This window comes from Micromonospora sp. NBC_01699, from assembly GCF_036250065.1.
In the GTDB taxonomy this organism is placed as follows: Bacteria; Actinomycetota; Actinomycetes; order Mycobacteriales; family Micromonosporaceae; genus Micromonospora_G.
Window position 1 is genome coordinate 4270437 of the sequence record NZ_CP109199.1, and the last position, 16312, is coordinate 4286748.

12 protein-coding genes are annotated in these 16312 nt (G+C 72.2%); 1 reads left to right on the forward strand and 11 read right to left on the reverse strand.

Features of this window, described 5'->3' with window-relative positions; all coding sequences use genetic code 11:
* Nucleotides 1-56 precede the first annotated feature (56 nt).
* Nucleotides 57-689 carry an alpha-ketoglutarate-dependent dioxygenase AlkB gene (locus OG792_RS18450; protein WP_329100495.1) on the reverse strand — a complete coding sequence of 211 codons (633 nt, stop codon included), beginning with the start codon at nucleotides 687-689 and terminating at the stop codon, nucleotides 57-59.
* Nucleotides 690-756: 67 nt separating this feature from the next.
* A complete protein-coding gene (locus OG792_RS18455; protein ID WP_329100497.1) occupies nucleotides 757-1980 on the reverse strand; it encodes a hypothetical protein in 1224 nt (407 codons plus the stop codon).
* A gap of 256 nt (nucleotides 1981-2236) precedes the next feature.
* On the opposite strand from OG792_RS18455, the gene OG792_RS18460 reads away from it, so the two are divergent.
* On the forward strand, nucleotides 2237-3358 hold the full coding sequence (locus tag OG792_RS18460; protein WP_329100500.1) for a MinD/ParA family ATP-binding protein: 1122 nt from the start codon (nucleotides 2237-2239) through the stop codon (nucleotides 3356-3358).
* On the opposite strand, the gene OG792_RS18465 is transcribed toward OG792_RS18460, so the two are convergent.
* From OG792_RS18465 to OG792_RS18505, 9 genes are all read right to left on the reverse strand, one after another.
* Nucleotides 3332-5485 (reverse strand): hypothetical protein, encoded by a 2154-nt coding sequence (locus tag OG792_RS18465; protein ID WP_329100502.1) that lies wholly within the window; start codon nucleotides 5483-5485, stop codon nucleotides 3332-3334. The genes OG792_RS18460 and OG792_RS18465 overlap by 27 nt on opposite strands.
* A 100-nt stretch (nucleotides 5486-5585) precedes the next feature.
* Complete coding sequence (locus tag OG792_RS18470) at nucleotides 5586-6734, reverse strand: glycoside hydrolase family 26 protein (RefSeq protein WP_329100504.1); 1149 nt, start codon at nucleotides 6732-6734, stop codon at nucleotides 5586-5588.
* A 10-nt stretch (nucleotides 6735-6744) separates the two neighbouring features.
* On the reverse strand, nucleotides 6745-8703 hold the full coding sequence (locus tag OG792_RS18475) for a glycosyltransferase family 2 protein (RefSeq protein ID WP_329100506.1): 1959 nt from the start codon (nucleotides 8701-8703) through the stop codon (nucleotides 6745-6747).
* A gap of 216 nt (nucleotides 8704-8919) precedes the next feature.
* Nucleotides 8920-10470, reverse strand: a complete 1551-nt coding sequence (locus OG792_RS18480) for a glycosyltransferase family 39 protein (protein WP_329100508.1) — start codon at nucleotides 10468-10470, stop codon at nucleotides 8920-8922.
* 233 nt (nucleotides 10471-10703) lie between these two features.
* On the reverse strand, nucleotides 10704-11597 hold the full coding sequence (locus tag OG792_RS18485; RefSeq protein ID WP_329100509.1) for a DMT family transporter: 894 nt from the start codon (nucleotides 11595-11597) through the stop codon (nucleotides 10704-10706).
* A gap of 157 nt (nucleotides 11598-11754) precedes the next feature.
* Nucleotides 11755-12963 carry an ABC transporter ATP-binding protein gene (locus OG792_RS18490; protein ID WP_329100511.1) on the reverse strand — a complete coding sequence of 403 codons (1209 nt, stop codon included), beginning with the start codon at nucleotides 12961-12963 and terminating at the stop codon, nucleotides 11755-11757.
* A gap of 6 nt (nucleotides 12964-12969) precedes the next feature.
* The gene (locus OG792_RS18495) at nucleotides 12970-13809 is read right to left on the reverse strand and encodes a carbohydrate ABC transporter permease (RefSeq protein ID WP_329100514.1); all 840 of its coding nucleotides are present in this window, start codon (nucleotides 13807-13809) and stop codon (nucleotides 12970-12972) included.
* Entirely contained in the window at nucleotides 13809-14792 is a 984-nt protein-coding gene (locus OG792_RS18500) for a carbohydrate ABC transporter permease (protein ID WP_442932236.1), read from the reverse strand. Before OG792_RS18500 ends, OG792_RS18495 begins: the two co-directional genes overlap by 1 nt.
* Nucleotides 14789-16075: an ABC transporter substrate-binding protein gene (locus OG792_RS18505; RefSeq protein WP_329100516.1), complete on the reverse strand. Its 1287-nt coding sequence runs from the start codon at nucleotides 16073-16075 to the stop codon at nucleotides 14789-14791. The genes OG792_RS18500 and OG792_RS18505 overlap by 4 nt, the downstream gene beginning before the upstream one ends.
* Nucleotides 16076-16312 lie beyond the last annotated feature (237 nt).

Below are 16312 nucleotides of genomic sequence, written 5' to 3' on the forward strand. Positions count from 1 at the left end.
CTTGAGGTTCGATCGACCCGTACGCGACCCGCGACGACCCGGTGGTCCACAACGGATCAGGCGACGCCCTCGGGGCGGAACTGCACGCTGACCCTCGGCCCGACCGGGCGGGCGGTCTTCGGGATCGCGTGCTCCCAGGTCCGCTGGCAGGAGCCGCCCATCACCACCAGGTCGCCGTGCCCGAGCGGGAAGCGCAGACTGGCCCCGCCACCCCTCGGCCTCAGCAGCAGCGGGCGGGGCGTGCCGAACGAGACGATCGCGACCATGGTGTCGAGGTGCGACGACCTTCCCCGGGTGTCGCCGTGCCAGGCCACACTGTCCCGGCCGTCGCGGTAGAGGCATATGCCGGCGGTCACGAACGGCTCCCCCAGCTCCGGGGCGTAGTGCGCGCTGAGCCGGCCACGCGCCTCGGTCAGCAGCGGATGCGGCAGCGTCTCGTGGCCGGCGTACCAGCGCAGCAGGCGGGGGACGTCGACCTGGCCGTCGTACATCCGGCGGCGTTCGGCCCGCCAGTCGACGTCGTCCAGCAGGGTGGCGAGCACCAGGTCGGACCCGTGCACCCAGCCGGGCAGGTGGTCGACCCAGGCGCCCCGGCCCAGCTCGTGCCGCCGGACCGCCCCGGCCAGCCGACCGAGGCTCGCCGCGGGTGCCGTGTCCAGCATCGATGGCTGGTAAACGCCGTGCGCCATGCGCCCCAGCGTACGCCGGGTCGAACGGGTGTACTAATCGGCCCACCCGTCGCGCTCGCCTCGGGAGCTACCGCCCCGGTGCCGAACGCCCCCGGACGAACGCGTCCAGCGCGGCCAGCGCCCGGTGCAGTTCCACGGCACCGACCTCGGGCGGCATGTGAGCATTGCGCCGGAGGTGGTCGAGCAGGTCCGGCTCGGGCGCCAGGCCGTGCTCGCGCAAGCCGTACGACAGCGCGTCGGACCAGAGCCACGACCCGTCCGTACGGACGTTCGTCGGCACCACCGCACCCCGGATCCGGTCGAGCACGTCCTCGGCCCGGATCGGACCGAGCAGCAGCGGCGTACCCGCGTCGAGGTAACCCAGCACCCGGTCCCGCTCGTCGGCGTCGAGCCGCTCCCGCTCGTCGCCGAGCCCCGTACCGGTGCCGGTGGTGGTGGAGGAGGCGGTGGAGGAGGCGGCGGCGGTGGCGGCGGTGGCGGCGGCGGTGGCGGCGGCGGTGGCGGCGGCGGTGGCGGCGGCGGTGGCGGCGGCGGCGGCGGCGGCGGTGGCGGTGGCGGCGGTGTATTGGTCACGGGCGAACCGGATCGGTCGGGGCGGCTCGGCGGCCCAGAGCAGCGCGGCCCGGTCCAGTGCGGTGCGCTGGTGGTCGGGCAGCTCACCCGGCTCGGCGAAGACCTCGACCCGTGGCTCGCGCTCACCCGCCGCGAGCAGCACCTCCTGCACCCCGGCGGCCACGCCCGGCCGGTCGGCAGCCGCCGGCCCGAACACCTGCACCAGGTACATCCGGCGCGGTGGCGGCCACCGGGTGGGCCGGTCCGGGAACGACCAGACCCGCCAGAGTCCGCGTACCCCGTCTGGCACGGCCCGGGTGAGGGCGAGGTCCACCGGGTCGGGCCCGCCGGGGCCGTCGTACCGACCGGTCAGGTCCGGCGGGTACGGCACCCGGTCGCCGTGTTCGGCCAGCACCGCCGGATCGAACGGCGCCAGCCGGAAGTACGGTCGCGACACCGGCACACCGCGCGGCACCTCGTCGACCGTGTGGGTGTCCTCCCCGGCGTCGGCGAGCACCAGGGCGAGCAGGGCGGCGTCCGCCTCGGTGACCGTCACCCGACCGGCGGTCGCACCGAACACCACCGCCTGCGCCACCTCGACCGACCGTCCCTCGGCCAGCCACTGCCGCGCCCGCGCGACCAGCCCGTCGGGCAACCGACCCGCCAGGCGGAGCAGCAGGGCGTGCAGCTCGTCGATCCGTACCGGGATCCGCGCGTCCACTTCCGGACCTGCTGCCACGACCGCCCCACCCTCCGCAGTGCCCGTGCCGGACGAACGTACGAAGCGACTACGGCGCGCGGGCCACTTCGGTTCAGGTGACATTTCCCAAGTCGAGCCGGCCCGCACCGGCCACCTGCGGGAGGACCGCCGAAGCCGGCCGGATCGGTTTTCGCACCATAGGATCTGCCGCCCGGCTCACGTACAGTCCCGCCATTCGACTGCTTCTCAGTCGGCGGCGGCACCGATCGTCGGCTGATCGACAGGGAGATCCGTCATGACCGCGTCCGCAGCGCACAAGCCCGGCACTCCGGAGCCCGCTCCCGCCGCCGGTGGCCCGACGGAGCCGGCCGGGTCGACCCCGACCGCCGGTCCGGCCCAGCCGTCGGCGGCACCCGCCGGCCTCGCCTGGCAGGCGCCCCGTCAGCCAGCCACCGCGCCGGGCGGCGGCAACGCACCGGTCGCCCCGCTACCGGGCATCCCGGTCGGCCCGCCGTCGCAGCCACGGGCGGAGTGGGGCTGGCGCGGGCGGGCGAACCGGATCACCGGCGGAACGCTGAACCTGGTCGCGACCAAGGACGAGTTTGTGCACCGGGCCGCCCGCCGCCGGCTGCTCCGCCCGTTCAGCCGGACCATGTCCATCGTGGTGGCCAACCCGAAGGGCGGGGCGGCGAAGACGCCGACCGCGTTGCTCGCCGCCGCGACCCTCGGCTTCCACCGTGGTGGCTACACGCTGGCCTGGGACAACAACGAGACCCGGGGCACCCTCGGCATGCGGGCCGAGTCCGCCACCCACGAACAGACAGTGATCAACCTGCTGCACAACATCGACGAGTTCCTCGCCACCACGGCGAGCGTCGGACGGCTGTCGGCGTACCTGCGGCCGCAGAGTGCCCGGTTCGACGTGCTCGCCTCGGACGACGCCGCCGGCAGCATGGAGATCATCGACGACGAGGCGTTCACCAAGCTCTGGACCGCGCTGTGCCGGTTCTACCGGCTGATAGTGGTCGACACCGGCAACAACATCCGCTCGGCCAACTGGCAGTCGGCGACCGCCGTCGCGGACTGCCTGATCGTGCCCACCACCGTGCAGCGCGACGTCGCCGACAGTGGACTGTGGATGCTCGACCACCTGATCCGGACCGGTCGCGGCGACCTGGCCGAGAACGCCGTCGCCGTGGTCTCCTGCGCCGACCCCAAGCCGGACACCGAGCTGCTCGACGAGATCGTGGAGCGCTACCGCAGGGTGGTCCGGGACGTCGTCGTGATCCCGTACGACCGGCTGATCCGGTCCGGCGGACGGATCGAGTTCGACGCCCTCGCCCTGCCCACCCGTCGGGCCTGGCTGATGGCGTGCAGCTCGATCATCGACTCACTCGCCATCCGCGACCAGGGCTGACGGCCACCGCGCACCCGCGCCGGAGCGGCGTACCGCCTCGACCGCCCGCCGGAGCCCCTCACGGGCCCGTCGGTCCGCCGCCGCCTCGTCCGGCGTACCCGTGCCCTCGATCGGTTGGTCGGACCCGGCGCCCAGCTCGCGCAGCAGCACCAGCGCGGACTCCGGGCGGCCGAGATGCTCCGTGCCGACCACCCGGAACCGGGTGCCGGCCGGGAAGAGTACGCACTCACGCCCGGCCGGCGTCACCCCGGCCGTCTGCCGCCCGGTGGTCGACCAGACCGCGAGCACCGGTCGGCCCGGCTCCCACCGGTACGGCGACACCTCGGCGGCCAGCACCTCGGCCGCGCCGAGCACCGCACCCTCGACCGGCCCCGGCCCCGATCCCGATCCCGATCCCGATCGCACGGTCCAGGACGCGAAGACCGGTCCAGGGTGCACCGGCAGCCGCAGCAGGCCGCTGACCAGGCAGGAGGCCACCTCCCGGGATACCGGGTCGCCGTCGGTGTCGAACACCTCGTCGCCGGCCACGAACCCGACCACCGCGGCCAGGTCGGTCAGTACGGCGTCGCCGTCGCGGCCGTCGGCCAGCCCCCGGGGTGACCCCGTCACGATCGCGGCGTAGCGCGGGTAGCGGTCGCCCAGCAGTTCGCGCAGTGCCTGCCGCTCGCGCGGATCGCTCCGGTGGTCCGTCGCCGGCAGCGGTCCGGCCGGGTTGTCCACCGCGACGAGGCGTCCCGGCCGCAGGGCGGGTCCCGGATTCGGAACCGCCGGTTCCGGGTCGAGCGGTGGTATGCCCGCCAGCGGCAACGCCTCCCGGGCGGCGTCCGGTGGGGGTAGTTCGACCAGGTGTCCCGGTCCGACCACCGCCAACAGCGGACCGAAGCGGGCGACCAACGCGGCCCAGACCGGCGCGCCGGTGTCCGGCGGACTCGTCACCGCCAGCCGCAACGCGCTGGTGACCGTCGGCGGCAGCGCGCCGACCACCGTGTCGATCGCCGCCAGCGCCCCCGTCGGCGCCGCGACCGCGCCGGCACCGAGCACCAGCAACGGGTGGTTGGCGTCGATCGGCAGCCGCCGGACCAGGTCCTGTTCCGGATCGGGACCGGTCGTACGCAGCCAGAGCCCGCACCGGACCACCTCGATCGCCCAGTGTTCGTCGATCCGCTGGATCCCACCGGTGCCCGCGACGTCCGGCAGCGGCCGGCGCCACTCCGTCACCTGCGGCGGCGCTCCGGCGCGGTACACCAGCCGCTGCACGAACGGTCGCCAGCCCCGCCCACCGCTCGCGTCGACGGTGGTCCGAACCGTGGCTCCGTCGGAGTCGATGTCGGCGACCCCGCTCATCACCTCGACGGTGCCGCCGGTACGCGCCGCCAACCACTCCCCGACCGTGTCGGCGGTCGCGCTCTCCGACCCGTACGGGACCAGGATCAGTCGACGCCGCAGCTGCCGGGGCAGCGCCTCCAGCAGGTCGTACACGGATTCCGGTGGCAGTGCGGGCGTGCCGGGTCGACCGATCACCACGGTCGGCTGCTCGGTGTCCACGAACATGGACAGGATCGCCCCGGTCAGCTCCGGCCCGGCCGGGTCGGGCCCACCCCGGTCGGCGCCGGCCCGCGAAGGGGCCGCGTGGTGCACCCAGAGGCCGGCGGGGACGGCGGTGACCCGCAGTCCCGACGGCACGGCCCGCAGGGTCGACGGCAGCAGGCGCTGCCAGTCGGGTGCCGGGTGCCGGGCACCCTCCCGCTGTGCCGGCTCACCCGGTCGGAAGCACCACCACGTCCCGTCGACCACGAACAGCATGCCGGTACGGAGCAGCATCACCGGCCCGGTCGGTGCCAGCACCTCGATCCGCAGCTGGTCCGCGACGACCTGGGCGACCCCCGGCTGTCCCGCGTCGGAGAGCACCAGCCGGATCGACTCGCAGCGGACCGGGAGGTGCCGGCCGAGCAACTCGATCAGGGTGGCCAGCTCGATCGGCGGGTCGGCCGCCACGATCACCGTGTGCCGGTCGGGCTCCCTGGGCAGCCGGGGCGCGGCCAGCTCCGGCGGCACCGTGTCGCCCCGGACGATGACGATGCTCCGGTCGTACCCGTGCACCCGCGGATGGTCGATCGGGATGGTCATGGCGCCATCCTCACCCACCTCGTACGGCCGGGTCCGGGTGGGGCGGGCCGGGACGGGCCGACGGACGCCGGTGCGTCGGCGCCCTGCCACGCGGATGCGGTCAGTCGCCGATCCTGCTGCGTGGCACCATCTCCGGCGACCAGCGCAGGTCGTACCGGGGCGCGGCGACGGCCTGGGCGAACGCCGAGGCGGACGCCGGTGAGCTGACGATCCGCCAGTCCAACTCCTTGTCCACCTCGAACCAGATGACGCCGATGATGTCCCGGTGCCGGGGCAGCAGCCGGAACGTCTCCCTGATCCATTCGACCTTGCGGCCGTTGTCGTCGGCCGCCGCCGTCTCGGTGATGACCAGTGGCCGCTCGGTGAAGGTACGCAGCTCGCCGATGGTGTCGCCGAAGATCTCGTCGAAGTTCCGGTAGTCGGAGAAGTAGCCGGTGCCGTAGTAGCCGGACAGTCCCAGCCAGTCCACATAGGCGTCGCCGGGGTAGAGCGACTTCAGTGGGGTGGTGGAGTCGTCCCACTGCACGTTGGGACTCCACACCCAGGTCACGTTGGTGGCACCGGCCGTACGGAAGAGGTCGTGCAGGTGCCGCCACGCCCGGACGTAGTCGCCCGGACGGTTGCCGTTGGTCGCCTCGGACCACGGGTACCAGTCGCCGTTCATCTCGTGGCCGAAGCGGATGGCGACCGGGTAGCCGAGCGACCCGATCCCGTCGGCCCAGGACAGCAGGTAGTCGTCCAGGTCTCCGGCGGCGATCCGGGCCAACCGGTAGTCGGGCTGGTCCGACCGGATCTCGTCGATCTGCCGCAGCGGCAGCCCCTGCTCGCGGGCCTTCTCGTCGATCCGATAGTCCCACGGCTCCCAGGCCAGCATCGGCATCATGCCCCGATCGGCGACCCGGTCGAACAGCGACCGGTCGAACCGGCCGGAGGCCCAGTCCGCGCTGAACAGCATCACCTGCGGCTGGTGCTTCGCGGCCCTGGTGAACTCGTCCACCGCATCGAAGTCGTACGCGCCCTCGTGGGTCGTGACGCCGATGAACACCTTGCCGGCGGGCGGGAACACCTCCGGCTCCGCCGCCGGTGGCGGTGGCGGTGGGGAGGCGCTCGGCCGGCTCGTCGCCGCGACGTCGGAACCGACGCCGCCGCCCAACGGGTCCGCGGTCCGTGGCGCGACCGCGAAGGCATAGGTCAACAGGAGTACGGCAACCAGCGCGACCAGTACGCGCGGCAGCGTCAGCCTCAGCATCGCCCGCTCCTCAACCGTTGCCCGGCGTGTGCACCGGCCGGGCGTACGCACCCGGCTCCGGTCGGCCGTACCCGCCCGGATCGAGGCGGCCGTACCCGCCGGTGTCGAGCAGGCCGTACACGCCCGCCTCGATTCGTATGGCGGTCGGTGGGGACCACTCGCGGCGGCTGTCCCCGTCGACGTAGTAGACGGCCCAGCGGGCGGTGTGGCGACCGTCGGCCGGCGGTGCAGCGACGCCGGTCGCCTCGGCCGCCCGTTGCTCGGCGCGGGCCAGCAGCCCCGTCACGATCGCGATCGCGGGCGGGGCCAGGCTCGCCACCAGGGTCAGCGCCGGCCACACCCGCAGCAGCGGGTAGCTGTGGTCGAGCAGGTAACTCACCACCAGCATGGCGGCGGCGAGGCCGGCCCAGAGGAAGTGCAGCCGGAAGGTGGCCAGCGACTCGGTGGTCCGCAGCTTGCCCTTGGCGGTCACCACGAAGGCGAGTTTGCGACCCAGCAGCGCGGCGATGCCCGCCGCCACGTAGATCGGTCCGACGAACAGTGCCAGCGCCATCCCCACCACCCCGATCTCCTCGCGCTCGTGGGCGGCGATGTTGTAGCGACGCAGCCAGAGCCAGAGCGCGAACCAGGTGACGATGGTCGAGCCCCACAGCACCGCCCAGATCCGGGTGTCGAGTTGGACCGTACTCACGCCGGTGAGCAGGTAGAGCGCCGTGGCCAGGTTGCCCAGCAACAGGCTCACCGCGACGCTCGGGTAGTAGAACTGGAGCAGGCGGTACTGCCAGCGTCGCCGGGAGCCGAGGGCGCTCGGGGCGCGCAGGTCGGGGCGGACCAGGATCTCCCAGATGCCGGCGGCCCACCGCTTCTGCTGGTTCATGTAGTCCGCCCAGGAGCTGGGTCCCTCCCCGATCGCCACCACGTCCGGGGTGTAGACGCCCTTCCACCGGTTTCCGGTCGCCGGGTTGGCCGCGGCGTGGATCCGGATGCTGGTCAGGTGGTCCTCGATGATCGAGTCCTGGTAGCCGCCGATGGTCGCCCAGGCCGCGGGTCGGTAGAGGTGGCCGGTGCCGGTGAGCAGCGGCGCGTCCAGGCCGTTCCCGCCGCGCGCGATCAGTCCGTTGTAGAGGTACTGCTGGACCGAGGCGCCGTGCGCGACCCAGTTCTCGTGCATGTTGCCGTAGACCTGCGGCGTCACCACGAACGCGACGTCCGGGTCGCGGAAGTAGCCGAGGGTCCGCTCCAGGAAACCGGGCAGCGGCACGTGGTCGGGGTCGACGTTCGCGACCACGTCGTACCGGTGCTCGTGCTCGGCCCGCCAGGCGTTGTGGTTGCCGGACTTGGTCCGGGCCCGGAACTCGCCGCCGGGCAGGTTGTACTCCGGCCGACCCTTCCGGGTGAAGTGACGTACGCCGAGCCGCGCGGCCATCTCCCGTACGGCCGGGTCGTCGCCCTCGTCGAGGATCCAGACGTCGACCGGTCCGCAGTACACGATCTGTCTCATCCGGCGCAGCGTCCGCTCGGCGACCTCGATCGGTTCCTTGCTGGGCACGATGGTGGTGAGCAGGGCGACCCGCAGCCCGATCGGCGGGTCGACCGGGACCGGGTCCTTGGCGTTGAGGGCGAAGACCCAGACCGACACGTTCTGCGCGACGCGGATCAGTTCGACGGCGACGACCACACAGAAGCCGATCCGGGCCAGCATCGTCTGCCAGTTCCCCGGTCCGAACACACCCGCGCCCGGTACGTGTGCGGGCAGCAGCAGCCAGCCGACGAAGACCAGCCCGGCGGTCGCGTTGACGAGCACCAGGATGGTCAGCACCAGTCGCGCGGCGGGCGAGGCGACGTGGCGGAACTCGATCGGGGCCCGCCCCTGCCGGGGCGTTACCAGCGGACCCGCGGTGGCCCCGCAGCCGGCGTACGCGACCCTGGCGTCGATGTTGCGCTGCCGACGACCGGGGTGCCGGTCCACTGCCACGGGTCCCGACGGGTCGGGGCGCCCGGACGGGGGCGGTTGGTACGGGTGTGTCCGGCCGGCGACGCTCACGATCCCCCCAAAGAACCCGAACTCTGCTCGCGACAAACCCTGCTAGACCAGATCCTAAACGCCCTGTCGCGACATACCAGGCGATCCAAACGAGTCACCCGAAAGCCTGGCTACCCGGCAAGACGCCTCCGACAGAGCTGGTCAGACCCCCGTACGCTCGTCGACCAGCAGGGCCAGCGTGAATCCGGTCAGCCGCCACACCTGCGCGATCTGGTAACGCGTACGCAGGACCTGCTCCTTGCGCTCACCGAGGGCGTGGACGGGGTCGGTCTGGGCACCGGGGCGGACCACCCAGATCCGGCGGGCGTCACCGAGACAGCGGGCGACGTCGGCACACTCACCGGTCGAGAGCTGCCCGTCGGCCCGTACCGGACCGGTGGCGAGCAGGTCCACCGGCTGACGGTCGGCCGACAGGTAGCGGGCGAGCACACCCCGGCCGTCCCAGCCACCGGCCCCGCCGACCGCGCCGTAGACAACACCGTCGCCGGTACGCATCCCGGACTCGACTATCTGGGCGAGGTGACGGGTCGCCTGCCGGTGTCCGTCGGGGGCCCGGAACGCCGCCTGGACCGGCAGGCCGATCAACCCGATCGCGACCAGCACCGCCACGCCCCACCGGGCGGGTACCCGACCCAGGGCGGCCGCGCCGAGCGTCGCCCAGGCCGGCAGGGTGAAGATCAGGCTCTGCGCCAACCCCAGCGGGGTCACCGACGCCACGAGCAGCAGGACCAGCAGCGGCACCACCGCCCACGCGGTGCAGATCGCCGCGGCGTACCGCAGCGGGAGGCTGAACAGGGCCAGTCCGAGCAGCAGCAGGCCGAGTGCGGTGGCACCGAACAGGTCCCTCGGTGTCGCGGCGAGCAGCTGCCCGCCGGGGTCGGCGATCCGGCCGAGCCCGGTCGCGTACCGGGCGCCGAGCAGGAACAGCCCGGCCACCGGGAGCACCCCGGCGCCCGCCGCCACCAACCACCGGTACCCGACCTTCCGCCCGAAGGCGAGCACCACCCAGCCGTGCCCGGCGAGCAGCACCAGCGCGACCGCGTGGGACAGCCCGAGAAGCGCGACCGCCACCGCGTACGCGACGAACCGCCAGCGGCTCGGCCGGTCGATGACGAGCACCAGGAACAGCGTCGCCAGTACGGCGGCGAGCAGGGCGAACGCGTACGGTCGGGCCTCCTGCGCGTACCTGGTCGAGGTCGGCAGCAGCGCGAAGATCACCCCGGCGAACAGGCCGACGCGGGGGGTGAACAGCCGGCCGCCCAGCACCCCGACGAGGGCCGCGGCGGCGGTCATGGCGAGCGCCGAGGGCGCCCGCAGGGCCAGGTCGGAGGTGCCGAGATACTCCGCCCACGCCCGCATGAACAGGTGGTAGGGGATGCCGGTGACATCGGCCCAGCGCTGCGGGGACCAGTTCTCCCGCCAGGTCGAGGTGGCCATGCCCCAGGTGCCGAGTTCGTCCCGCCAGAGTCCGGGGGCGGCGGCTCCCCGTACGCCGAGCGCGCCCATCAGCAGGGCCGGCACCAGCCACGGCGCGATCCGCCAACCGAGCCTCCGCCCGGCCGCGCCGCCGTCCGCGGAGCGGTCCGCCGCCCCGGCACGGCGTCCCCGCCCGTCCCGGTCCTCGCCCCAGGGATCCTCGACACCGTCCGGACGCCCGATTCGGGGCATCACCACGGTTTCCGCATCCTTCATCGTGCCTCACGCTTCCCTACGGATCGGGCGGTCAGGGCCACGGCGAGGCCGCCGGCGAAGCGGTGCCGGGACAGGGGGTTCCGAGTGGTCGGGTCAGGGCCGCACGACCCCTACCCGTGGGCCGGGCTGTCACCTGGATGCTAGTGAGACGGGTACGGAGAAACGCCACGAATGCGAAGCAACCACGGTCGTACGGTGTGCTGCCGGCGCGTCATCGCACGAACGGGTGACAGTCAGCCGGATTGCCCGGACGGGCTCGGGCCGGGTTTCTCCCCGACCCCGCCCCGGCCGCCCGGCCGGGTGCTGGCCAGCCAGATCCCGAAGATCATCGCCAGTACGGCCGGCACTTCGATCAGCAACCGCAGCCCGCTGATCGAGAGCGTCTCGTGGAAGGCGGTCACCCCGATCACCACGCTGGCGATCGGATCGACCAGGGTGATCGCGGTCAGCGGTGCGGCGAGCGGACCGTTCTGGAACGCGTTCTGGTTCAGCATCACGCCGGTCAGCCCGACCACTATCAGGGCGTAGAGGTGCCAGTCGGTGAGTATCGCGAACGGGTCGGCGAAGGCCCGCCCGGTGAATGCCTTCAGCAGCACCGCCACCCCGGCGTAGAAGATGCCGGTGGCGATCCCGAGCAGGGTGCCGCGCAGGGCGCTGGTCGCCCGGTGGGCCAGGGCGAGGCAGAGGGCGACCGCCGCGCCCGAGCCGATCGCCACCCCCAGCCAGCCCATCACCGACGGCTCGGACAGTCCGGGTCGGGGGCGGGCGACGATGAGGAAGGCGCCGAGCCCGACCACGCACGAGGTGACGGCGATGACGTCGCGGGGATGCGGACGCCGACGGTCCAGTGCCGCCTCCAGCGGGATGGCCAGGAACATGCCACTGATCAGCAACGGCTGGACCAGGGTCAGCGGCCCGAACCGGAGCGCCACCGCCTGGAGCACGGTGCCGGTGATGTCCGGCACCTTACCCAGCAGCCAGCTCGGTCGGCGCAACAGCCGCATGAACAGCCGGGGATCGAAGGTCTGGTGCGGCGGTTCCCGGCGGGCGGCGCGTTGTTGCAGCGCCGCTCCCGTCGCGAAACAGGCAGCGGCGCAGAGTGCCAGCAGGACCGCCAGGGGCGTCACGCGGCGTCCCGCCTGCGACGAGGGCCCCACGATCCCGTACGCACACGGTAACGCTACGCGACCATCGTCGCCTCGGTGCCGGAGTTCCATGGCAGGTCACGGAGGGTTCGGCCGGACGGACCGGGCCGAACCCTCCGTGATCGACGCGCTGACCGGTTCAGGACGCGAGGGCGCCCGCGGCGCGGCCCTCGTGCAGGGTCAGGTTGCGTCCGTCGGCCGGGTCGAACAGGTGGATCTTCTCCAGGTTGAACCAGATCCGGCGGCTCTCCCCCTCCCGTACCGTCGACTCCGCCGACAGCCGGGTCACCAGGTTGGCGCCGGTGCCGCCCAGCTCCTCAGCGCCCGCGTCGGCGGCGAGCTCCCGCAACTCGGCCGCAGTGGCCCGCTCCCCCTCGACGGTGAGGTAGACGTACTTGTCCGAGCCCATGGACTCGACGATCTCGACCGGCGCCTCGAACTCCGCTCCCCGGGCGCGGGTGTCGTCGTCGACCAGGGCCGCGTCCTCGAAGTGCTCCGGGCGGATGCCGAGAATCAGATTCCGGGGAGCGTCGGCGGCCGCCAACTCGCGCCGGAGACGGTCGCCCAGCGGCAGTTCGCCCAGCGCCGTCCGCAACCGGTCCTCGGCCGCCTCGGCCGGCAGGAAGTTCATCGACGGCGAGCCGATGAAGCCGGCGACGAACAGGTTCACCGGGTGGTCGTACAGCTCCTGCGGCGGGCCGACCTGCTGCACCGCGCCGGCCCGCATGATCACCACCCGGTCACCGAGCGTCATCGCCTCGGTCTGGTCGTGGGTGACGTAGACGGTCGTCGTACCGAGCTGCTTCTGCAACCGGGACACCACCGTACGCATCTGCACCCGCAGTTTCGCATCCAGGTTGGACAGCGGCTCGTCCATCAGGAACGCCTTCGGACTGCGGACGATCGCCCGGCCCATGGCCACCCGTTGGCGCTGCCCGCCGGAGAGGTTGGCCGGCTTGCGGTCGAGCAGCGCGGTCAGCTCCAGCACCCGCGCGGCGTCGTCAACCTTCCGCTCGATGGTCGCCTTGTCCAGCTTCGCCAGCCGCAACGGGAAGGCCATGTTCTCCCGGACCGTCATGTTCGGGTAGAGGGCGTACGACTGGAACACCATGGCGATGTCCCGGTCCCTGGGTGCCCGGTCGTTGACCCGCTGCCCGTCGATCCGCAGTTCGCCGCCGCTGATGTCCTCCAGCCCGGCGATCATGTTCAGGGTGGTCGACTTGCCGCACCCCGACGGGCCGACCAGGATCACGAACTCGCCGTCGGCGATCTCCAGGTCCACGTCGTGCACCGCCACGGTCCCGTCCGGGAACCGCTTGCTCACCTTGTCCAGCACGATGTCAGCCACAACAATTCACCCCTTGACTGCGCCGGAGGTCAGACCGGACACGATGCGGCGCTGGAAGAACAGCACGAACAGAATGATCGGAACGGTGATCACGACCGCGGCCGCGCAGATCGCCCCGGTCGGGTCCTCGAACTGCGACTCGCCGGTGAAGAACGACAACGCGACCGGCACCGTACGGGACCGCTCGGTCGAGGTGAGCGAGATCGCGAACAGGAAGTCGTTCCAGCAGAAGATGAAGACCAGGATCGCCGTGGTGAACACCCCCGGCGCGGCCAGTGGTGCGATCACCCGCCGGAACGCCTGGCCCTGGGTCGCGCCGTCCATCTTCGCCGCCTTCTCCAGGTCCCACGGGATCTGCTTGAAGAACGCCGAGAGCGTGTAGATGGCCAACGGCAGGGCGAACGTGATGTACGGCAGGATCAGCCCCGGCCAGGTGTCGAAGAGCCCCAGCGACCGCTCGATCTCGAACAGCGGGGAGACCAGCGACACCTGCGGGAACATCGCGATCAGCAGGGAGAGCCCGACCAGCAGCTTCTTGCCGGGGAAGTCCAGCCGGGCGACCGCGTACGCGGCCATGGTGCCGAGCACCACGGCGATCGCCGTGGCGATCAGCGCGATGCCGATCGAGTTGGCCAACGCCCGGACGAACTGGTCGGTGGCGAAGATGGTCCGATAGTTGTCCAGGGTCCACTCACGCGGGACGAAGTTGCCGTCGGTGAGCGTGGCGGTGGTCTTGAACGACAGCGACGCGATCCAGAGCACCGGGACCAGCGCGAACACCACCACTACCAGGTCCAGCAGTCCCCACCGCCACTTCGCCGCGGCGGTGCTGTCGGCGGCCGACATCAGCGCCTCCCCTCGTCGGCGCTGCCGGGGGCGGCGGTGCCGAACAGCTTCACGAATACGAACGCGATGATCGCCACGGTCAGGAAGATGAGCACCGACATGGTCGAGCCGATGCCGAGGTTCAGCCCCCGCATCAGGTTGTTGTAGGCCAGCATCGACACCGACGAGGTCTCGTTCGCCCCGGCGGTCAGCACGAAGATGTTGTCGAAGACCCGGAACGCGTCCAGCGTCCGGAACAGCAGGGCGACCAGGATCGCCGGCTTCATCACCGGCAGCATCACCTTCGTGAACCGCTGCCAGCCGGTGGCGCCGTCCATCGAGGCCGCCTTGAGCAGGTCCTCGGGCACCAGGGCCAGCCCGGCCATCAGCAACAGCGCCATGAACGGGGTGGTCTTCCAGATCTCGGCGACCATGATGATCCCCAGCGCGCTGGCCCGCTCGGTCAGCGGCGCACCGTCACCGAACAGGGTGGCCAGGTAACCCGTGCCGGGTGTCCAGGCGTACCGCCAGGAGAAGGCCGCAACGACGGTGACGATCCCGTACGGGATCAGGGCGGCCGTGCGGACCAGCCCGCGCCCGACGATGGTCCGGTGCATCACGATGGCCAGTCCCATGCCCAGCACCAGTTCGACGGCGACCGTCACGACGGTGATCAACATGGTCACGCCGAACGCCGTCCACCAGAACTCGTTGCTCAGCACGGTGGCGTAGTTGGCGAGCCCGACGAACTCCCGCTGGTCCGGAAACTTCAGGTCGAACCGCTGCAACGACAGCCAGACCGAATAGAGGATCGGGTACGCGGTGACCGCGACCATCACGAACGCTGCCGGGGCGCAGAGCAGCCAGGCCAACCGCCGCTCGGCCCGCTTACCCTCGCTCAGCGCCGCCGCGGCCCGCCGCTGCGACGGTATGCGGCCGGGCGCACGGCTCGGTTCCGCCGTCGCCGCCGGCTCCGGGACGGTGTCGGTACGCGGCCCGCTCACGGCAGTACCCCCTTGGACTCCAGCGCGTCCTGTGCCGCGTCCCGCAACCGGTCGGCGGTCTGTTCGGGTCGGATGCCGCCGGGCGGGGAGAGCGTCGCCGACAGCACGGTGGAGATGTTCTGGTAGGCCGGGCTGCGCGGCCGGGTCGCCGCGTCCCGCAGCTCTTCGAGGATGGTGTCGCGCATCGGGTACGCCTGCGCCATCTCCGGCTCCGCATAGACACTCTCGATCGTCGGCGGCACACCGTCGTTGACCGCCGAGAACTTCTGGTGCTCGGCGCTGCGCAGGCAGGCCGCCGCCTCGAACGACTCGGCCGGGTGGCGCGAGTAGCGGCTGACCGCCAGGTTCACCCCGCCGATCGTCACCCGGCTCGGGGTCTGCGGGTCCACGCCGGGGAAGCGCGCCCACTTCACCTTCTTCGCCAGCTCCGGGTCGGCCTCCTGCATCGCCGGGTAGACGAACGGCCAGTTGAGCTGGAAGGCGCCGCCGCCGGACTGGAACTCCAGCCGGGCCTGGTCCTCGATCGTGTTCGAGAACGACGGGGTCGTGACGCCCGCGGTGGCGAACCGGCGCAGCACCTCCAGCGCGCGGACCGCGCCGTCGTCGAAGACGGCCTTCGTGCCGTCGTCGTTGAGGATCTGCCCACCGGCGCTGGCGACCAGGGTGTTGTAGAGGACCACCAGACCCTCGTACTGGGCACCCATGGTGATCACCCGGTACGGGCCACCGCGCGACTTCAACTGCTGCGCCATCTCGATCATCTCGTCCCAGGTACGGGGCGCCCGGTCGACCAGGTCGGACCGGTACCAGAGCAGCTGCACGTTGGTGTTCTTCGGCGCGGCGAAGAGCTTGCCCTCGTACCGGGCGGTTTCCAGCGGTCCGGAAAGGGTGCCGCGCTCCGCCTCAGCCCGCTGCGCTCCGGTCCACTCCCGCAACCAGCCGGCGCTGGCGAACTCCTGGGTCCAGGTCACGTCCAGCCCGAGTACGTCCATGCCGCTGTCCTCGGCGGCCAGCCGGCGGACCAGTTGCACCCGCTGGTCGTCGGCGGCCCGGGGCAGGATCCGGTACGCGATCCGGTACCGGCCGCCGGCCTGCGCGTTGCAGTCGTCGACCACCTGCTGGAGGTTCTGCTCCGGCGGGTAGTAGAGGTTGACCGTGGGCGGCCCACCGTCACCACCGGCACCGCAGGCCGCCAGCGGGGCCAGCAGGGCCAGCCCGGCGGCGGCACAGGCGAGCCGGAACCCAACCGGGCGCGCCGGTCGGGCGGCGTCCGGCTCACTCATGGCGGCACCCGGTCCTGATCCGCAGCGGCACCGGGCCGGTTCGGTGCCGCGTGCCGCGCCGGGCGGTCGGCGTACGGTCCCGACCGGTCGTCACACCACAGTGATCGCTCATCATGTGCCCTTCCCTCCACGACGGCCGGAGCGCGTCCGTGCCCCGGCCCACGGCGAGCGACATCGCACCCGGCCGTGGCTGCCCCGGCGGCCGACGGTGCGCTGTCGCCCGGTCCCACTGCCCTC